General features: G+C 46.6%; 15 protein-coding genes. 3 read left to right on the forward strand and 12 right to left on the reverse strand.

Features of this window, described 5'->3' with window-relative positions; all coding sequences use genetic code 11:
- Positions 1-57 precede the first annotated feature (57 nt).
- Positions 58-897: a sialate O-acetylesterase gene (locus tag BC792_RS03750; RefSeq protein ID WP_148907643.1), complete on the forward strand. Its 840-nt coding sequence runs from the start codon at positions 58-60 to the stop codon at positions 895-897.
- Positions 898-981: 84 nt separating this feature from the next.
- Here the strand turns inward: BC792_RS03750 and BC792_RS03755 are convergent, their stop codons facing one another.
- The 8 genes from BC792_RS03755 to BC792_RS03790 form a co-directional block, all read right to left on the reverse strand.
- Complete coding sequence (locus tag BC792_RS03755) at positions 982-2,730, reverse strand: glycoside hydrolase family 43 protein (protein ID WP_148907644.1); 1,749 nt, start codon at positions 2,728-2,730, stop codon at positions 982-984.
- 333 nt (positions 2,731-3,063) lie between these two features.
- Complete coding sequence (gene xylA / locus BC792_RS03760; RefSeq protein WP_148907645.1) at positions 3,064-4,392, reverse strand: xylose isomerase; 1,329 nt, start codon at positions 4,390-4,392, stop codon at positions 3,064-3,066.
- Between the two features lie 26 nt (positions 4,393-4,418).
- Positions 4,419-5,084 carry a fructose-6-phosphate aldolase gene (fsa, locus tag BC792_RS03765; RefSeq protein WP_148907646.1) on the reverse strand — a complete coding sequence of 222 codons (666 nt, stop codon included), beginning with the start codon at positions 5,082-5,084 and terminating at the stop codon, positions 4,419-4,421.
- 166 nt (positions 5,085-5,250) lie between these two features.
- Positions 5,251-7,284, reverse strand: coding sequence for an alpha-glucuronidase (locus tag BC792_RS03770; protein WP_148907647.1), 2,034 nt, complete (start codon positions 7,282-7,284; stop codon positions 5,251-5,253).
- Positions 7,285-7,301: 17 nt separating this feature from the next.
- Entirely contained in the window at positions 7,302-8,270 is a 969-nt protein-coding gene (locus BC792_RS03775; protein ID WP_148907648.1) for a glycoside hydrolase family 43 protein, read from the reverse strand.
- Between the two features lie 4 nt (positions 8,271-8,274).
- Positions 8,275-9,426, reverse strand: coding sequence for an endo-1,4-beta-xylanase (locus BC792_RS03780; RefSeq protein ID WP_148907649.1), 1,152 nt, complete (start codon positions 9,424-9,426; stop codon positions 8,275-8,277).
- A 17-nt stretch (positions 9,427-9,443) separates the two neighbouring features.
- The gene (locus tag BC792_RS03785) at positions 9,444-10,856 is read right to left on the reverse strand and encodes an MFS transporter (RefSeq protein ID WP_148907650.1); all 1,413 of its coding nucleotides are present in this window, start codon (positions 10,854-10,856) and stop codon (positions 9,444-9,446) included.
- 44 nt (positions 10,857-10,900) lie between these two features.
- Positions 10,901-13,507 (reverse strand): glycosyl hydrolase 115 family protein, encoded by a 2,607-nt coding sequence (locus tag BC792_RS03790; RefSeq protein ID WP_246154837.1) that lies wholly within the window; start codon positions 13,505-13,507, stop codon positions 10,901-10,903.
- A gap of 187 nt (positions 13,508-13,694) precedes the next feature.
- Between BC792_RS03790 and BC792_RS03795 the strand changes: the two genes are divergently transcribed.
- Entirely contained in the window at positions 13,695-17,705 is a 4,011-nt protein-coding gene (locus BC792_RS03795; protein ID WP_148907652.1) for a hybrid sensor histidine kinase/response regulator transcription factor, read from the forward strand.
- A gap of 182 nt (positions 17,706-17,887) precedes the next feature.
- Here BC792_RS03795 and BC792_RS03800 read toward each other — a convergent pair whose 3' ends face one another.
- The 3 genes from BC792_RS03800 to BC792_RS03810 form a co-directional block, all read right to left on the reverse strand.
- Positions 17,888-18,478: a YdeI/OmpD-associated family protein gene (locus BC792_RS03800; protein WP_148907653.1), complete on the reverse strand. Its 591-nt coding sequence runs from the start codon at positions 18,476-18,478 to the stop codon at positions 17,888-17,890.
- A 2-nt stretch (positions 18,479-18,480) separates the two neighbouring features.
- Complete coding sequence (locus BC792_RS03805) at positions 18,481-18,873, reverse strand: RidA family protein (protein WP_148907654.1); 393 nt, start codon at positions 18,871-18,873, stop codon at positions 18,481-18,483.
- 74 nt (positions 18,874-18,947) lie between these two features.
- Positions 18,948-19,637, reverse strand: a complete 690-nt coding sequence (locus BC792_RS03810) for a helix-turn-helix transcriptional regulator (protein WP_148907655.1) — start codon at positions 19,635-19,637, stop codon at positions 18,948-18,950.
- A gap of 235 nt (positions 19,638-19,872) precedes the next feature.
- Here BC792_RS03810 and BC792_RS03815 point away from each other — a divergent pair, with 235 nt between their 5' ends.
- Positions 19,873-20,343, forward strand: coding sequence for a response regulator (locus tag BC792_RS03815; protein WP_148907656.1), 471 nt, complete (start codon positions 19,873-19,875; stop codon positions 20,341-20,343).
- Here the strand turns inward: BC792_RS03815 and BC792_RS03820 are convergent.
- Positions 20,340-21,443: a hybrid sensor histidine kinase/response regulator gene (locus tag BC792_RS03820; RefSeq protein WP_148907657.1), complete on the reverse strand. Its 1,104-nt coding sequence runs from the start codon at positions 21,441-21,443 to the stop codon at positions 20,340-20,342. The genes BC792_RS03815 and BC792_RS03820 overlap by 4 nt on opposite strands.
- Positions 21,444-21,505 lie beyond the last annotated feature (62 nt).

Here is a 21,505-nt window from a genome sequence, read left to right on the forward strand (position 1 = left end):
TTGGAAAGGAGGATCCATACGGGGCATCCTCCTTTCCTTATAAAGAACCGATATAAAATGAAACAGAAAACACCATTTTTATTTCTAGTAATTTTCTCACTCGTGGTCTCTTGCCATTGCAGTTACGCCCAAAACCCTAATTTCCATATATACATCTGTTTTGGTCAGTCCAATATGGAGGGCACAGGCAAAATCGAAGCACAGGATACCATCACCCATCCTAGGATACTACAACTGCAAGCCGTGAATTGTCCAGAACTAGGTAGACAAAAAGGGCGATGGTACCCGGCTAAAGCTCCACTGTGCCACTGCAATACAGGTGTAAGTCCCGCCGAGCACTTTGGCAAGACACTTATCGAGAATTTACCCGACAGCGTTACGGTCGGGTTAGTACACGTCGCGGTTGGAGGCTGTCATATCCAATTGTTTGACAAAGACAGCACAGCTGGTTATGTTGAGCAGGCCCCTGATTGGATGAAAAATAAACTGGCTCTATACGGCAACAATCCCTACAAAACACTTGTTGACATGGCAAAACTTGCACAACAGCGAGGCGTTGTCAAAGCGATCTTATTACACCAAGGTGAGAGCAATACGGGTGACAAAGATTGGCCAAATAAGGTAAACCGAGTATACAACAACCTACTTAACGATCTAAACCTGCAAGCCGACAAGACGCCCCTCCTTGTCGGAGAATTATTAGCTGCAGAGCATGGGGGAAAATGTGCCAGTATGAACGCGATTATCGAAACACTTCCACAAACCATCCCCAATGCACATGTCGTCTCATCAGAAGGATGCGAGGGTGTGCCAGATGGTTTACATTTCAGCGCTGCAGGCTACCGTTTATTAGGTAAGCGCTATGCGGAAACCATGTTGCGTATACTAAAAGATTAGGGAGAGGACGAGAGAGAGGCATGGATGCTGTCTAGCCGTTCGTTTTGATAAGTTTTACGAGCGGCAAGACAGCCTCCCTTGCTTCTACTCTACTTTTATATCATTTGCAGATGTTGCATACAGTCCAATCATGGCGCCGGTAAACCCGCCAGCTACATCCGTCGAAAGGATGTCGCCTGACACGGTGCCGCCTAAATTCTCGAATGTTCCATTGTTCATCGCATAGTAAAATCGATAATCATCACCATTGGCGGTAACTTTCAACGATATTTTACCCATTCTTTCCAACCTCGTTTGCGCGATAAGCTTAGATGTTCCTTTTTCTGTTCGTTCTAGTACCAGATAATAATCCTTACCCGACTTCGTGACGCCGAATACATAATTGAATGCCTCGCTTTGTACACAGGCTAACCCCGCCAAATCGCCGGCCGTCTCGGGCTTATAATGCATATCGACGGATGCCGAAAAAGTAGCATGCTGCTGACGGTGGAATAATGTAGAAATGGGCTTTAGAGCTTTAATATTAACATTAAATGGCTTGATGACAAGCCCGTTCTTGCTCTTTCGGATAAATTTTTCACGCGGCCCACGCAGGGCTATCCATCGATCATCCAAACCAGTTCCCTCAAAATTATCAACAAACGTAAAATTGCCGCTAGGAAAAAAGTCGTCCATACCCGTCTTGTTTTCTGCACCTCGCGGCATCTCGATGGACGGCTTAAGCGGCTCCATACCACCTTGGAATACCGGCCATTCGCCCGACCAATCGACCGGCAAGATAAATGTTTCGCGACCGGTATTTACTCGTCCCTTTTCATTCGGACGAATGGCAAGGAATACGCCATACCAGTCGCCGTTCGGTGTTTCCACCAGATCCGCATGACCGGCCCACTCTACAGGGTTTGGTCTGCTCTTATCCAAATGCCGTTGCGATAGAATAGGATTCTTTTCAGCAGGTTTGTAAGGCCCTCGAGGGCTGTCACTGACGAAAATGACTTCGCTGTGGTTGGCGCCAGTTCCGCCTTCGGCACACATTAAATAGTATTTTCCGTATCGCTTATAGACATGGGGCGCCTCAATCCATATCGGCTTTTTGGAAATGTCAACCCCACCGTCAACGATAATCTTGTCCGTGCCGGCAATAACTTGATCTTTTTCCACATCGTAGTCCCACACTTTGATCACGCGATGGCCTTGGTAAAGTTCTTTACCCTCATCCGGTGCATCGTTGTGCACTACGTAGGCTTTTCCATCATCATCAAAGAATAGCGCTGGGTCAATCCCATCAAAATTTAACTTAATTGGATCCGACCAATTGCCTTGAAGCGGATCTTTCGTTTTTACGACGATATTTCCAAATCCACCAGCAAATTGCGTCGTAATCAAGTAAAACGTATCATTATGTGGGTTGTACAGAATATCCGGTGCATAAACACCCATGCTAATGCCCGCATCGCCCACTTTCAATTGCGATTCTCTTTCCAACACATGTCCTATCTGTTTCCAGTTCACCAGGTCCTTAGAATGAAAGATAGGCACACCGGGAAACATTACAAAAGAAGAAGTCACCAAATAATAGTCATCTCCCTTACGGGTGATGCTCGGATCGGGATAACATCCCTGTAAGATCGGGCTATAAAAATGTCCTTCAGGCAAGGGATTTTCCACATATATCTCATCCTTTCCAACATATTCGAAGTTTTGGAAAATCGGTTCGTTACCGGCAACGATTCTGCCGCCGTCCTTATCTTGAACATGCCGACATGCGGACAATACCGCCAATAAAAGCAGGCCTAACCACACTGCTGTCTGTTTATGTTTACTCTTTTTCATCTCGTTTCGGATCATGTTTTTTCTTTTTTCTTCGATTACTTCGCACACCCAAGAGAGCGGCGTTTCCTTTGACTTAACGGTAGCCACAACTTCCGCGGCTTTATCGGCAAGGCATTTGACTGGAAACTAACGCCGTCTACACTATTGAAAATCAACTTCGGTTGCTTATTCAGCACCATCATTAAATCCAATGTTAACGTCAAAGTCTTATCCGCTGCGTTTACGCCTGCAGCACCCTGCGGTCGCTAACCAACTCTAGCAAACACTGACCTTCGTGGGTTTTCATTCACCAAAGAGGGGTGGGAACAAACCCCACCCAAAGAGAGAAATGGTTTATATGAATCGACTAATCATGTTTTCCAGATATTCCTGACGCCCGCTGATTGCCTGAGGCTCTCCATTCGCCAAAGCGAAGGCGCGCAGGTCTTCCAGCGCCAACTTGCCTTGTTCAAAATCAGAGCCAATTCCGCTGTCGAAACTTGCGTAGCGTTCCGTACGGACTTTCCTGTATGCCGAATGTTGTAGGATATTGTCTGCCGCAATCAAGGCGCGGGCAAAATTATCCATGCCGCCTATGTGTGCGTAAAACAGGTCGGCAGGGTCAGTCGAGTTGCGGCGGATCTTCGCGTCGAAGTTCACGCCGCCGCCCTGTAAGCCGCCTCCTTCAAGTATAATCAGCAGGGATTCGGTCAACTCGTGAAGGTCATTGGGAAACTGATCGGTATCCCAACCGTTTTGATAATCGCCACGATTCGCGTCAATTGATCCCAGAAGTCCCGCATCTACCGCGACCTGTAGCTCGTGTTGAAACGTGTGGCCAGCCAATGTAGCATGGTTAACTTCCAGGTTTAGTTTAAAGTCGTCTAACAGGTCGTATTGCCGCAAAAAACCAATAACGGTAGCCGCATCGTAATCATACTGATGCTTTGTGGGCTCACAGGGTTTAGGTTCGATAAAAAAGGTCCCCTTAAAGCCATTTCTGCGGGCATAATCTTTTGCCATGTGTAAAAAACGAGCCATGTGCTCTTGCTCCCGTTTCATATTCGTGTTCAAAAGAGACATATATCCTTCCCGGCCACCCCAAAAAACATAATTCTCACCGTCAAGGGCAATCGTCGCATCGATAGCGGCTTTCACCTGCGTCCCTCCGTGGGCCACGACATGAAAATCCGGATTGGTTGCTGCGCCATTCATATAACGGTGATGGCTAAACAAATTCGCCGTTCCCCAAAGAAGCTTAATGCCGCTCTGTTGCTGCTTTTCTTTCGCATAGGCGACTATCTGCGACATATGCTCTTCGTTTTCTGCTATGTTTTCGGTATGATCTATCAGATCCACATCATGAAAACAGTAGTACTGCAGCTGCATCTTCGTCATAAACTCAAAGGCTGCATCCATTTTATCCTTCGCGCGTTCTAGAATGGTCTTCTTTACGTCCCACGGAAAAAATAACGTCGGCCCACCAAAAGGGTCTGATCCTTTGCCATTGAAAGAATGCCAATAAGCGCAGGCAAACTTAAAATGTTCTGCCATGGTTTTGCCCGCTACGACACGATTGGCATCATACCACCGAAACGCCAGCGGATTATCTGATTCTATACCTTCATAGTTTATCTGTCCGATATTCTTGAAATACTCCTGATCTCCGGTTAAAACTTTCATGTTACGTTCATTATAGTGTTAAATAATTACATTTTCTGTTCTAATGCTCTCTTGTGATCTGCTAGGAACTGCGCCAACCCGCTATCTGTAAGCGGGTGTTTCAATAATCCCAGTATGGCCGACAAAGGGCCTGTCATAACGTCTGCCCCAATCTTGGCACATCCCAGGATGTGCGCACTATGTCGGACCGACGCTGCGAGAATCTTTGTGTCAAACGCATAGTTGTCGTAGATTTCACGTATCTCTGCGATGAGCGCCAATCCGCTAACGGAAATATCATCCAAGCGGCCAATAAAGGGCGACACATACGTCGCCCCAGCTTTCGCGGCAAGAAGTGCCTGTCCCGCAGAAAAAACCAATGTACAATTGGTTTTGATACCTTTCTGGCTAAAATAACGGATTGCTTTTACGCCGGCTTGGATCATTGGCACCTTAACGACAATCTTACTGTCCAAGGCGGCAAGTTCCTCGCCCTCCTTGATCATCTCCTCATACGTCGTAGAAATCACCTCTGCACTCACGTCCCCGTCTACTATGGCGCAGATCGCTTTATAATGATTTCGTACCCTCTCATCGCCGCTGATACCTTCCTTAGCCATTAAAGAAGGGTTGGTCGTTACACCATCGAGTACGCCTAAATCGTGCGCCTCCTGAATGTCGGCCAGGTTTGCCGTGTCTATGAAAAATTGCATATCAAATATTACTTAAGTTTATTTTTGCTCAGCTGGATCACCTTACCATATGATAGAACAGCATCGTAGTCGTTCTTAAGTAGGGAGGATCCACATACTCGCTGTCCATCACATATCGCCTTTTTAGGTCGAGCCACCCGTCCAGATAACACATATAAGGTAGTACCTAATTATGGTGCTTCATGTCTAATTTTATTTTTTTTAATGCTTCCAGCTCGTGAATCGGCCGTTCCAGTTCATAAGGAATAGGCAGCTGCGAAAAGGTCTGAAAATACAGAAGACATGCATCTCTCCACCATACAGCATCCTTTGTTTGAATCTTCAACTTCGATTGCACATGTTCAAAACGCGACTTATCAACGAAGGGCTCCAGTCTGTCCCATACCTTTTGGAATTCACGCACCGTCTGAACACCAAGGTCATAGCGATTACACAGCTCCGCCCATAGCGTACGGCCGTTCTTCATCTGATGATCCCAAGGCACGTGGTGAAACCACAACAGCAGGTTTTCCGGGCACGTTTGCCTATCGTTAAAGACGCTTCGCAGCGGCTCATTGTACTGCGATACCGCGTTGCTCCCATTTGTGGTGCGATCGAACCCAATTCCAGCCGTGTCCGCGTTATGATAATACCATGGCATCCAGTCGGGTCTTCCTCCTTGAATGTCGCCCCACGGTTCCGGTCCGTAATGGTGATTGAACGCGAAAATATGATGTAAGCCAAGCGGCATCATATAGTTTACCGCGGCTTCACGGGAATCCATCATCATCTGCCTGACAGGTTTTACAAAACCGGAAGAATCGGTAAAGGTTTGCATAATCCACTCTTCTGCAATAGCGCTTGCAGACAATTGATGGTTCCACGCTAAGCGGCCGTAGGCGTACCAGTTTGCCTGGGCAAAATCATGTCCTGTCCAGTTTCGGTCTTCTCCGATATTAGCGACCGCGGCAATTGCGGTTTTCTTTTGTCTCCAGATACTGCCGTCCGTCACTCGAGCGACCGTGCTTCCCGCTCCACTGCAATACGTATCCGCATCCAACGTCTCCTTGAATAGTGGCGCCAGGTAGACTAAATGGTTAGAGAAGCCTAAATACTCCTGCGTAATCTGGAACTCCACCATTTGTGGGGTTCGTCTCATTGCGCCAAAAAGGGGCGTAAAAGGTTCCCTCGGCTGAAAATCAATGGGGCCATTTTTTATCTGAATGATCACGTTATCGCGAAAGTCGCCGTCTAACGGAACGAACTCCTGGAATGCCTGCTTGGCCCGGTCCTCCTGCGTGGGGTTATAGACGAACGCCCGCCACATCACCGTCCCTCCGTGTGGCCTTAGCGCGTCGGCTAACATGTTGGCCCCGTCGGCATGAGTACGTCCGTAGTCCTGCGGTCCCGGTTGTCCTTCTGAATTCGCCTTGACCAAGAAACCTCCAAAGTCCGGGATATGTCGATAGATCTCGTTTACCTTATTTTTCCACCAATCTTTTACTTCTTTCCGCATCGGATCTGCGTCGACCAATCCGCCGAGGACCTTTGGTGACGAAAAATTCGCTGATAAATACACCCTGATCCCATATTTACGAAAGATATCCGCCAATGCCTTAACCTTCAGGATGTAATCCAGCGTTAAAATTTCCGGCGATGCGTTGACATTATTCAATACAGTGGCATTAATTCCGATAGAAGCATTCGCACGGGCATACTGTTCGTATCTTGGAGACAGCTTGCCCGGCAACTCATTCCAACGCCATAAGGAATAACCTGCATATCCCCTTTCCACTGTCCGGTCGAGGTTATCCCAGTGGTTCAACATCCGGATATCATAACTAGGAATTTCTTCGACGTTCAGGCTATGGACATCTGCACCGGTGTGCTGGAGTCTCAACAAATGGTAAGCTCCATATAGCAGTCCTACTGGTGCTGCCGCACATATTTCGATACGTCCCTTTTCCGCTTTGATCTGGTACCCTTCCTTCAGATGCGCGGCTTTCCTATCCACATGCATCGAGACGGACGGCCCTCTCCAATAGCTGTCGAGTTCTTTTTTTGCCAGCTGCGTTATTGCATCACTATGTTGCAGGTTAATTGTACGCTGCCGCGCCGTATGGTCGTCTACGGCAGTGTACCGCAACCATAGTCGGCTGCCATCTTCTGCGTATAGCAGACCGGAAAAAAGTGAAATCAGTAAAAAAAGGTGTCGTATCATCGATGTAGAGATATTGTTCAGTCCTTCCGTCCGTCTATCGTTTTGATTAATCCTTGCTCATCGTATTCGAGTTCGATCATTTTCATGCTTCGCAGCCAGGTTTTTCCGCCAGAGGGTACTGAGTCATGATAAAATAGAAACCATTTTCCTTTAAACTCCAGAATGCTGTGATGCGTTGTCCAACCGACTACCGGCGTAAGAATAATGCCTTGATAGGTAAAAGGCCCATATGGGTTGTCTCCGACCGCGTAACATAACAAATGAGTATCGCCGGTTGAATAGGAAAAATAGTATTTCCCATTGTACTTGTGCACCCACGATGCTTCAAAAAAGCGACGCTCGGTGTCGCCTTGCTTCAGCGGTTGGCCATCTGCATCGAGCAGGAGCACATCCTTTGGTTCCTCGGCAAACTCAAGCATATTATCTTGCAGCTTCGCGATCTTCGGACATAGCGCCGGCTCATGAAAATGAGGCAAGTCGCAAGGTGGCTGCAATTTATTGTTACGGTAAAACTGCAATTGCCCGCCCCATATACCCCCGAAATAAAGGTAATATTCGCCATTGTCTTCGAATGCACAGGGATCTATGCTATAGCTCCCTTTCATAGGATGCGGCTGGGGCAGGAACGGCCCCGTAGGTCTGTCGCTGACGGCCACACCCAAACGAAAAATATCGTTTTGATCTTTCAGTGGAAAATACATATAGTACTTTCCGTCTTTATAGGCCACATCGGTGTCCCACAGCTGCCTGCCGGCCCACGGAATATCTTTGATGGTCAGGGCGACACCATGGTCAACGACTTCCGCATCTTCATTATCCATGGAAAAAACATGATAGTCCTGCATATCAAAATGATCTCCGTTATCGTTTTCGGGTATACCACTCTCCCGGTCATGGGAAGGGTATATATAGATTTTATTTTCAAACACATGAGCGGATGGATCGGCCATATAATCATGAGGAAACAAATATCTGGAAGTCTTCATTGTATTACTTTTTTTGAGAGTTACTTGCTAAATCAATAAGGTCTTGAAGAAACGGTTTGGGCTGGTATTCGCGATCAAACAGCAGGGGATAATCGGTCCGCCCCTGTATTGGCCAGTCATTCTTCCAGGAATCGCCATCGCCGACGCCCCACAGCGTTACCCGACTGATTTTATCCTGATGTTTTAGGTAAAGTTCGAAAAATGCTTTATAACGATTACCCAATTCTTCCATTTTTTTTGCCGGAAGTCCCTCTGTATAAGGATTCAATTTCTCGTCGTAGGCTGTCGTATCACTTATTTCTGCGCCTACGTTGGCTCTTCCATGTGGTAAAACCGAAATATCCATCTCTGTTACCATCACTTTCGTGCCAAGCGCGGCGAACTCAACAATTGTTTTCTCCACTTCTGCTACATCAGGGTGATACAGCCCATGATGTTCCTGCATGCCTATGCCGTCGATTTTTACGCCCGCTTCCTGCAATTTCTTAACCATCCGCACTATCCCCGCCCTTTTTGTGGGCACCGCCGTAGAATAGTCGTTGTAGTATAGCTCCGCATCAGGGTCTGCCTCCTGAGCAAATTTAAATGCCAATGGAATGAAGTCTTCGCCAATAATCTGATAGAACTTACTATTCCTGTAGTCTCCGTTGTCTAAAATAGCTTCGTTGACAACGTCCCAGCCGTGCACACGTCCTTTATAACGGGACACAACGGTATGGATGTGATTCCGCATTCTTTCGATCAGCACTTCCCGGGATACGTCCTTTCCTGAGGCGTCTACGAAAAACCAGTTGGGAGCCTGGGAGTGCCATACGAGCGTATGTCCCACGATGTGCATGTTGTTTCTCTCTCCAAATTCCACGAACTTGTCCGCATCCCTAAAATAGAATCGTCCTTCTTCAGGCTGCACATGCATACTTTTCATGCAATTTTCCGCTACAATAGAATTGAATTGCTGAAGCACTACTGCAACCGCGGCCTCGTCCTTTTCCCAGATTTGATTGAGGTTCAGCGCGGCGCCCATATAAAATTTATCTGCATAAGCTTCTTTTAAAGAAGTGGCGCGAGGCTCTTCTTTCGTACCTGATAATGTAGACGAACAGGCGACTCCCAAAGCCACCGCCCCAAACAGGACAATCGTTTTTACTGCGTTCATGGTTAACGTTTTTGTTTTCAAATTTTATGTCTATTTTCTATTTCATGATTGATTCTATCGATAACATCATCTTCCAGCTTATACCGGGAAATAATAAACATGCCTACCAGAAGCAGTGCTGCCGGTATAACGGCGACAAGCCAAAGGATACCCTGCTCTGCAAATGCGGATTGAGCGATCGCGTTGTCCTTGTCAAAGCCCACATAAGCCAGGACCAAGCCCGGAACAACGCCCCCCAGGGCCATTCCTGCTTTATAAAAAATACCGGTCAAAGCGTTCACTATTCCTGAGATACGTTTGCCTGTAGCGTACTCACCGTACGATATGACCTCTGGCACGAGTGCCCACATGTAGCCCGTAGCCACGATTACGCCGGTCGACTTAACAAATTGCGCCACAAGCACGAGCCACACCTGCGTTTTCAGCGTCGGAACAACGGAAATCACATAGAGCATGATCATTCCGCCGATGGCTATTGTCAGGAATACATAAAACATCTGCTTTTTACCGATTGCCCTCTTTATTGCTGGCACCAAGGGCATAAAAATGAATGCCGGGATGGACCCCAGCGCCATGAAGTAAGGCAATATCTCCGGTGCTTGCACATTGTAGATCATGTAATAGGAGCCGGCCGAATTTCCGATAGCCATCATGGCGAATGCCGTAATAAAGAAGAACGCCAGCACGCGTAAGGGGCCATTATGTTTAAACTCTACCCATAAATCTGATACCTTAACTTTCTCTGTGTCTTTTTCATCCATGACGACCCGCTCTTTGGTGTGTTTGTAACAGAACACAAGCAGACACAGTCCTACAATAGCATAAATAGTCATCGTAATAAACCAAGCGTCGCCGGATTCACGGGAGTTGATCTTCCCGTCGGGCGAAAGGTATTGTACCACAATCGGCACACCGTATCCCACAGCCAAACCGCCCAGATTAGCCATAAACATACGTGCGGACGTCAGCTTTGTAATTTCATCGGTATCACGGGTCAATGATGCGTTTAAGGCTCCATATGGCACATTGATCAGCGTGTAAAGCATCGACAGTCCAACATAGGTAACGTACGCGTATACCAACGACCCTGAGAAGCCGTTCCAAAAACAGAGGATCGCGAAACCTGTAAGCGGTATGCCTCCGAGAACGAGATACGATCGATATTTTCCCATTTTGGGATTACTTTTGTCCACAAAGGCGCCGACGATAGGATCCCACACGACATCCACAATCCTGACTACAAGAAACATGACGCCGGCGGCAGCAGCGGAGATGCCGAAGACATTCGTATAGAAAATCAGAAGATACATGGAAACCGTCTGATAAATCAGGTTCTGCGCGAGGTCGCCAGACCCAAATCCAATTCGTTGTAGTAATGAGAGCTTATAAAAGCCTTTCGACTCGTCTGCCAGACGTGTTTGTACCTTCATGTTGTTAGTCGCTAGTTTAAATATTTAAATGTTATATTTTTGCTTTAACGTCGTTTGCTTTGCGGCGGTCCCAGGTAAGACGGTTTGACACCACCAAAGTCCAATACCAACTTTTGAATGACAATACCATGTTCGAGAGGCCGGACGCGGATAGTATATTCGCCCGGCCCATCGAAATGATGTTCGGTGATGTTCTCAATAATGCGCCGTGCCTGCCACTGACCAAGCTCTCCCTTGTAATGTCCATTAATATTTACCACCTGCTCTTCGCCATTGTTGATGGAAACCGCATAACGCAGCCCCTTATTTGCGTTATAGTTTAAGGTAGGCGATGTCAATACAGTTAGCTTTGCTTTTCCGGCCGATTTGACGTCGACCTTATATATTAAATATACGTTCTCGTCCAATGGTGCAGTCACCGGCACAGTCGTCACTGCAGATTCTGTTTTTCCCAAGTTTGGGATTTCGGCCCACTGCACGTGGGAAGAGCCACTTGCCGAATGAAAATTTGGAGCCTCAATCGCTATGTGGCGATCCTGCTCAACGAAAACATTCGAAACCGCTTTTACGGAAACCGGGTCTATATACGTTACTTTGGGCATGATGCTAAAAGGCGGTTCGTTCCAGCTCGTATAGCCAATACGGACCTGATCCATCATATGCTTCCATTTTCCGTCCGCCAGGGTATGGAAATGGACAGTCAACAGCGAGTCGCGGGCGAATGCTTCTTTCACTTTATCAGCCCAATAGTTGGCCTGTATATCGTTTTTCGCCGCAAAAAAATCGTTTTTCGCCTTGGCATAATACATATCATACAAGTTGGACATGCCGTTGATGGGAAACAGTACCAGTTGGTCGAAAGCATCCTTGTAACGGAGGGGCAACTGATTGTACAAACGCATGGCGTCTAAAAGCAGCGTACGATATTCCTGCACAACACGATCGAATTCATTGTAGTTTTCCAGACTATAGGTTTTATGATTCAGCAGCTCCGGCGTTACGCGATGATTAAACTTTGTGTACATATCGATCAACCGTGCCGCTTCCTTTGCATATTGCTCTCCAAACTGTTGTGCGCACCATCGCTCGGTGTGTGTGATTAAGTTTGCGGGTCTAAAACGCTTCGGGTCCCAAGCCATATCCAGGAAAAACGAAATCGGGTACTCCATCGGCTTTAGATCGCCGACATTTACAATCCATATCCTGTCTACGCCGTGTTCATAAGTCAAATTCATCTGCTCCCAGACACGGGATATCTGGGTGACGTTTAACCACTTTGTGTTGCGGGGAGCTCCGACATAGTCGAAGTGATAGTACATGCCATATCCCCCTTTGCGGGTTTGGCTTTGGGGGTCGGGCAGCTTGCGTACATTGCCCCAATTGTCGTCACAGAAAAGCAAAGTTACATCATCCGGCACACGCATACCATCGTCGTAGTAGTCCTGCACCTCTTTATACAGCGCCCAGACTTGGGGCGTATGCTCGGGATCTTTGCCTGTAACGTCTTTTATGATCTGCCGTTGATCTTTAACAATGTCCTCCAGGAGACTTATATTTTGTTCATCACTCATGGGTTCATCACCATCCCCGCGCATAGCGATGGTTACTACCGTTTCCAAATCGCTGACACGTTCAATACCGCCTCGCCAAAAATCCCATAACCCCTGCTTGTTCTTACTATAGTCCCACGCACCGCCATTGCCATACCGCTTCCACTCGTCCTGCGCTCTTGCCATAGGTTCATGGTGGGAAGTTCCCATCACGATTCCCATTTCATTCGCCAAAGCACCGTTTTTTGAATCGTCGTCATAAAATGCGTTACCCCACATGGCGGGCCACAAAAAGTTGCCTTTTAAACGGAGCAGCAACTCAAACACTTTTTCATAGAACCGGCTATTGTATCCGCCAAATGTATAATTGGTCCATCGGGTCAATGCGGGGTATTCGTCGTTTAAAAAAATTCCGCGGTAGTGAACAGCAGGCTCACCTTCCGTGTAACTGCCTGGCTTTAGATAGAGATCAGTGGCGCGTTCTACAGGTACATCGGCCCAGTAGTGCCACGGCGAGACGCCCATTTGTTTAGATAATTCATAGATACCGTAGATAGTGCCTCGTTTATCGCTACCTGCGATGATTAGCACGGGGGTCTCCGCTACCCGCGTATCGTCCACCACCGTGATGATAAATTTCTCACGCTTCCCTTCTAGTGCTCCGCCATCGATCAGACCTTTGCCCAATAAACCATCTATTAATGCTGATTGTCCAACCGTGCCAATCCATATACCCCCCGTAGTACCCGTTCCGCTTTCGGCACGCCTTCCGGCAACCCGCTCGAAGTCCCTTTGCAAGCTTTCGACAGCCCGTAAAACGCCTTTGTGGTCATTGCTATCTACTTGTAAAGGTATAGGATTACCATCTTCAATAAGCGGTACATAGTTCTGCTCTGCCTCGCGAAAAACAAACTCCGCTGCCGACAACAGTTGTGCATGGGTGAGCTTTCCGCAAAAGAAAAAGCAAAAGAAAAAAGATATATGTTTAATATACATCAAAGGCTTATACATCGTGTTTAAAATTGGCCAGTAAAATAAGGAGTATCCAGCTACGCCGCTATCTTCAAATTTTACAGAAGTAAAGATAGCGCTATTCGACATGTCGGGCCCCGCCATTTGTTACATTCTACTTTGCTTTTGTTGCGCAGCGGATACTGTTTGTTTCATTTTCGTTTCCACATGTTTCATCTCGTACAACCGATGTACATTTCAACGATAAAAAAAACTTTTCCATCAGGAAATAAATAATGGATTATGTATCTTTCGGGAAGTAACCAATAAAAAAATTATGTTGAGGGCAATTTTCGTATTGTTGCTGCTACTTAGTTTACCGATAATTCAAGCAACGGCACAAGCAACACGTATCTACGACCATAGAGACTATGGATTCGGAGAACTTTCTTCGAATCTTATTACCAGCGTTTCTCAGGACAAGCATGGCTACATCTGGATAGCGACGGAATACGGCCTCAATAAATTTGATGGTATACGCTTTGTACAATATCTCCATGACATACAGGATAGCACTTCCGTTTCCAGCAACCATGTTACCATCCTACACCGCGACCGCGACGACCGTCTGTGGGTCGGTTGCTCAAACGGACTACAGTATTATAACGAAGACAAGGATCAGTTTCAACGAATCCGGTTCCCCGATCAGATAGCCCCGCATATCACCGATATATTGACACGTCACGACGGATCGCTGTGGGTTGCCACCTCAGGCTGGGGAGTTTTCGCTATCGATGTTATTAATGAAACAGCAAATGCCTTAACGGGAATCAACGAGCTGGCCGGAGGCATGTATGGCCGGCGGCTGATCGAGGACAGCCAACGTCGTATCTGGATAGCGATAGATCGGGCAGGCGTGACCTGTATTGCGTCCAACCTCAGTAGGAAACACGAGCTGCCTAAAAGCGATATTCCGTTTCCCAAGGGTGGAAAATACAACATGGTCAATACCGGAGACGGTGGAGTGATATTAGCGTACAATTCACATGTGGCCCTCATAGACAAATCGCTCAAAAAAGCTGTTTCAGTACCTTTCGAAGAAGGACGACATCCTATTATCAATGAAATGCGCATCGCACAAGATGGACAGATCTATTTTATGACAGAAGGAGAAGGCGTTTGGCGGATGGATCTGTCAGCATCTCCTTTACGTATCCGGCAGACCGAACTTTCAAGTCTGGATAAAAACTACAGCAAAGCGGGTATACGTACATTTTTTCAGGATAGGGAAAATAACTTTTGGCTTGGTTGGTACCAGCGCGGGCTCGTCTTTATTCCTGCGGCGGGCAAACAGTTCGAATTTTGGCGCATTTTGGACATCGAAGAGTCTGATCGAAAAAAAATAAATGCGATCATGAAAGATCGGGATGGCTTTGTCTGGTATAGCGTAAAAGGAGCTGGTGTATTCCAGGCAGATGGCGCGGGCCGCGTTCTCAGAAGGTACACCGACCTCCAAAATATAACCCAACTGCTGGAAGATACCAACGGAGACATATTGTTCTTGTCTTTCGATCGGGGACTTGGCAAAATACTCCGCGGAAGCGGAAAAGCTACATACCTGGATTTATTGGCGGAAAAGGAGAACATGACTATGACTCTCGGGAAAAACGGCAGATATTATATATCTACGTTCGGCCGCGGCTTTGTCGAATACGACCCACACACAGGGAGATGCAGACAGTTCAGTATGAACAACAGTACAGCCGACGGCGGAGCATTGGGAAACGACTGGATCAATGCCATCCTTTGCGATCAGAGTGGACTAATTTGGTTAGGTCATCACAAAGGGGTAAGCTGCTACGATCCTCAAAAGAACATTTTTACAAACGAATGGGCAAACCGCGGACTATCCGAGCAGATCGTTCTTTCATTGCTGGAAGATGCGGACCGAAATATATGGGCTGGAACATACAATGGCCTTCACGAGATTAGCAGGGAGACACAGGAACTTTTCAGTTACACGACAAACAACGGCCTTTCAAGCAACGTCATCTCGGGACTGGGCAAAGACCAACTCGGTAACATATGGTGCAGCACGTTCAACGGCATCAACTACATTAACCCCACCACAGGAAAAATCATCACCTACTATACAGGCGACGGCCTGGTCGACCGGTCTTACAATCGATCCGTTTACTACCAAGATGCAACCGGTAGAATCTATTACGGCGGAAAGCAGGGAATAACGTCGTTCCTTCCAAAACAGATCCAAACATCGGAATATACGCGTCCGGTATTTATTACCAATCTATATGTCCGAAACCAATCTGTCAAACCGGGGGCGCTGTCGGGGCGAAGGTCTATCTACGACCAAAGCCTTGCGACGGCAACTGATTTTTACTTTGCCAGCCAAGACGATAGCTTTACTTTGGAACTATCGACCATGGACTTCAACAGTCCCGAAAACATTCATTACGAATACCGAATGAAAGGCTTTAATAAAACGTGGAATACAACGTTGCCAGGCGTAAACCTCATCACATACAACAACCTCTCGCCCGGAACGCACGAGTTGGAAATCAGGGCTTGTAAATTTGGTGCCTATTCCGAAAGCAGATGGGTTACGTTGCATATCACCCCGCCCTGGTACCGTAGCACCTTTGCGTATATTGTTTATCTCGCCATATTTATAGGACTTCTTACGTTGATAGCCAACTACCTTCGTGAACGCCGTTTGGAGAAGTTGCATGCGTATAAACTCCAGCTGTTTACCGATATTTCGCACGAAATCAGATCCCCCCTTACTTTGGTACTCAGCCCGATCGACAAGCTGATTCGAAACACATCTGATATCCACACGAAGGAAACATTACTGAATATGCAACGGAATGCCCGTCGCATTCTGCATCTTGTAAATCAGTTATTAGACATCCGGAAGTTGGAAAGCGGACAGCTCCACATGACGTTTACAGAGATAAACCTGACCGACTTTGCGAAACAATGTGCACAGGCATTCGAAGAGCAAGCCCGTGAGAGAAATATACAGTTTCAGTTAAGTCCAGATGCAGCGCACGTCAACGTTTGGGCGGACGTCAACAGTCTCGATAAGATCATCAACAATTTGCTGTCCAACGCTTTCAAATATACACCGGACGGCGGAAGCATAGGCATCCATGTTTCGTCGTCTGTCAATGGGCAAGCGACCAAGCAACAGCATTACGCAGAAATAACAGTAACCGACACGGGCCCCGGCATCCCGGATGGCGAAAACGTTAATATCTTCAAACGCTTCTATCAAGGGGCGAATCAGACCAGTAGCAGGCAACAAGGATCCGGAATAGGCTTGCATCTGACTCAGGCTCTCGTAAAAAAACACGGGGGAAAAGTTTTTGTCGAAAACCGGACAGAAGTAAAAGGAAGCCGCTTCTGCGTCCAGATTCCAATGGGCACAGCTCATTTGCCGAAAGCAAGCCTGCTACAGTATAGCAACGACAAACCGATGCCGTCTGAAGAGCCCGCCGAAGCGCCGCCGGTACTGCAAATGCCGGCAGTACGGCCCCTGTCACGGAAGTCGAATTTTAAAGTGTTAGTCGTCGACGACGAAAAAGATATTTTAAACTATGTGAGTCAGGAGCTACAGGGGCTTTACAGGATTCTGTCGGCAGAAAATGGAACCGACGCCTTTCAACTTGCATTATCGCAGCTCCCTGACCTAATTATTTCTGACGTATCGATGCCCGACATGGACGGCTTTGACCTCGTAAAAAAGATAAAAAGTAACAGCAGCACCAACCACATTCCTGTCATCTTGCTCACTGCTAAGATAAACCATGAAGACAGGATGCAAGGTATCGGATTGGGCGCCGACGCTTACCTTACTAAACCCTTTCTTATCGAAGAATTATTAGCCATGGCAGACAATCTCATAAAGAATCGGATGACGGTCAAAGGCAAGTATTCGGGTGCGCAGCAGCAGGAAGGAAAAGTAAAAACGATTACGTTTAAATCAAGTGATGAAGTACTGATGGAACGCATCGTCAACGTCGTCAACAAATATCTTGAGAATCCAAGTCTGAACGTACAACTGCTGGCCGACGAAGTCGGTTTAAGCCGGGTCCAACTGCATCGAAAGGTGAAGGCCCTGACGGGTGTCTCGACCAGCGAATTTATCCGGAATATACGCCTTAAGCAAGCGGAAAAGCTGCTCTTGGATAAGCAAACAAACATATCACAGGTAGCTTACGCGCTAGGGTTCACCAACCAAACGCACTTTTCTACGCTTTTCAAAAAGATGTATGGACTAAGTCCATCGGAATATATTAATCAGCATGCAAACCAAGAATGTTAGTTGCTTGTTCGGTTGTTAGAAAACGCGCGTAAAGGCCAGCGCCTGCCGAAGAAGTTATCTCGCTCCAACATGTAGCAGGCTCTGATGCGTGCTAAGCCGCTGTGCAATCCACCCACAGGCACTTTAGCCAGGGGTCTTAAGCCCTCCGATTCCGCTCCGGGCAAAAGCACGCTCTGTCCTGTTCAGACGTTCAGGCGATCGTCGACTGCGCGCGGCAGTTTATTATCCGCGGCAAGTTCGGCGATTTCGGTGATCCTCTTCTGTCGGGTTTCGGGGCGCCTAGCTAAGACAACCCATTGTAACACTCTCTTTTTAGCTGTCTTGCTTAAACCTAGAAAGTAGTCCTTCGCACCTTCGTATCGCGCAAACGCTATTTCCAGATCGTCAGGGATCTTCAGTTCCTCTACCTCATCCAATAGGGTCCATGAGCCATTTTGCCGGGCAATTTCGATGCTCTCATATCCAGCTGCTTCCATCTGTCCTTCAGCGATGAGCCGCTGAACTTTTTCTTTGTTGATCTTTGACCATGTACTCTGAGGCTTCCGTCTGCTAAAAAGCTGCCGGGACGCTTCGTTGTCTATCTTAACCTTCTTACTATCTATCCAGCCAAAACAGAGCGCAACATCGACCGCCTCGCTCCATGTTAGAGAAGGTTTGTTAGATGACTTTCTATAGAAAACAAGCCAGACAGCGCTCTTTGACAAGTGATATTTAACCAGCCACTGTCGCCACGCTGCCTGACTCGTCGGATAAAATATGTCTATTTCGTTCATGCTTATTTAACAACCGTGGCTTCCAATTCGACGGTCAATGTAGCAAAAAGTTCCTTAACACCGAGCAACGTTGTTGCCTGTTTAATACCATACTTTTGAATGAAAGGAACATAAACATCCATACACGTGGCAAAAAATGTTTCTGTTGATGTTGTGTAGACATTCAGCCGGACAATGTTCTTACAATCGTAGCCCGCTTCGTTTATCAACTGTTCCAGATTTTGTATAGCCAGAATAAGTTGCGACCGCATGTCTTCATTACTCGGCATTCCATTGGCATCTATAGCGACCTGACCCGAACAATAGAGTGTCCCCGTAATATTTTTTACTTCAACAGCCTGTACTGAATTTGTGTTTTGCCCCCATTCCCAGGGGTCGAAAGTTTTCTTCTCCATTTTAGTATCCGTTTTATTGATGGAACAAAACTAAAATGCAGCTAGGACAGCCCTATGTCAGGGGTAAAAAAAAGCTAATGGTAGCGATCAAAATATTCCTGTAGCGTCATTTTATGGGGATCGAATTTTTCGGCGAGTACCTCCAGCTTCTTTATCCGGTCGAGCCGGAAAAAACGAAATTCTTTACGCAAATGACAGTAAGCAATCAATAACCAGTTGTCCGTACTCAGCAGTGCAAAAGGCTCCACCAATCGGACGGTGGATTCATTGGATTCATTGGTATACTCCACCTTTGTCAGGTAAAAATTTGTCAAGGCAAACTGCAGTTCGGAGAGGTTGCTGCTTGTCCGCTCACGGTTGATATTACGGTCAAAGCGTGTTCTTTCGGACAGCAGATTAACCTTGTCTTTCACGTTGTATTTTAGTACGGCCTTAATTTTTTCAATAGCCTCGGTATAGTCTTTAACAAAAGAGGCATCCTTATTTTTAAGAACCAGCTGCTCGGCCATGATCAGCGCATTAGCCTGGGCTTCGGTAAACATAACCGGCGGAATCCGGTATCCTTCCATCAGCGCATAGCCTTTTCCCTCTTCGGTTATTACGGGAACACCGGCCTGCTCGAGCGCTCTGATATCTCTATAAATTGTTCTGATGCTGACGTTAAACTTTTCGGCAAGACTTTTGGCGGTCAAAAGCCGCTGCGTCTGCAGTCTGGTTAAAATCGCAATTAATCTCGAAAGTCGCTTTATGTCGCTATTACTCATCACTTTGAACTAAACCGCCACAAAGTTAGAAAAATAGTCATAGGTTACACCGCCAAGCGGTAATCTGCACAGGAACGGACCGCAACCGGAGCGCCCACGAACTAATAATCCAATTGTCAAATAATGACCGACGACGTGTATCCCAGGGCCGCCGCGCTTTTTTAGAAAGAAGCTTCTTTTGATTCACTCGGTATATTTGTATTTTTGTAGTTGTCACACTTAAAACGGACCAAGCATGGAAAATAAAAAAGACAAAATCGCCATTCTATATGTTGACGATGAAGAAAACAACTTAATATCCTTTAAAGCAACATTCCGTTTGAAATATAAGGTTTACACAGCTATAAATGGCCCGACTGCAATAGATATCGTCAAGAAGAAGCCTATCGATATCATCATCACGGACCAGCGGATGCCCGACATGACCGGAGTGGAGTTTCTAGAAGAGGTGATTAAAATTAACCCCGAACCTATGCGCATCCTGCTTACCGGATACACCGACATGGCTGCCGTAATAGATGCCGTAAATAAAGGCAAGATTTTTCACTACCTCAACAAACCTTGGAGCGAAGAGGAGCTTGATAAAACAATACAACGGGCGTACGAAGTTTATGCTGAACGAAAAAAAATAGTTGAGCAGAATTCCAAACTTGAGGTTTCAAATGAACAGTTAGAGTTTTTATTGCGTCAAAAACTACTCTCTTAAAGCAGATCGATCTCGCCTTTATTAGGAATAACGACTTCAAACGTGGTACCTACACCGAGCTGCGACTTCACCTCAATACTTCCCTGTAGCTTTAGCAGCGCACTCTGTACATTATAAAGACCAAATCCCATCCCTTTCGCCTGGTCGCTACCTCTGAAAAACAACTTAAATATGTCGTTCTTGTGTTCTGACGCGATGCCGATACCCGTGTCTTTGACAACTATTGTGGCTTTATCGTTCATCACATTAACCGATAAGCTAACCGATTTATTGTCAGCATCCCGCCGTTGATATTTAAACGCATTCGATAAGAGATTATGTAAGATCAGCTCCAACACCGCTTTGTCACTCTTAAAAGTGGTATGCTGAACGACATCGATAGCAAAGACTACGTCGTTGTTCTGTGTATACATCTTGTAAAACTGTCCGATATCTTCGAATAAAGCATGGAAATCAATGTCGGACAACAGAAGCTCTCCCCGTCTCAACAGGTAGTAATCGCGCAGGCTGTCTATATAAGCGTCCAACCTGGTCAGGGAGTCATCCATCAGTGATAGCAATTCGTGGATACGTTCGACCTGATCGAACTCTAACCCCAGCTTGACAGCAGAAAGTATACCGGAAAGCGGATCACGGAGGTCATGGCTTACACTATAGGCAAATTTATCCAGTTCGTCGTAGGCTCGCTGGAGTTCCTCGTTTCTAATGTCCAACATCGAATTAGCAATATAGAACTTATCAGCTTCTTCGATAGAGGATATGATCTCCTCCTCCAGCCAGGGTTTACGGACAAATCTGAATATATGTCCTCTATTGACCGCTTCCACGACGGTCTCCATGTCGGCGTAAGCGGTCAATAAAATACGGATCGGCCTTGGAAATTCACTTTTTATACGCGCAAAAAAGTCCACGCCGAACTCACCGGGCATACGTTGATCGCAAAATATGACGCGTATGTGCGGATTTGCAAGGAGCTTCTCTCTTGCCTCAGCAGTTGTTTCCGCCGTGTGCACTACATACTGATGTCGAAAACTAGCCTTAAAACCAAGTAAGTTGTTTACTTCGTCATCAATGTATAGTATTTCCAACCCTTTTTGCATAGTTTTTATCAAAGTATTATTCCACCCAACAGACGAAGTTACAGATTATTTCTTGGACATCT

Source organism: Sphingobacterium allocomposti, assembly GCF_008124885.1.
In the GTDB taxonomy this organism is placed as follows: Bacteria; Bacteroidota; Bacteroidia; order Sphingobacteriales; family Sphingobacteriaceae; genus Sphingobacterium; species Sphingobacterium allocomposti.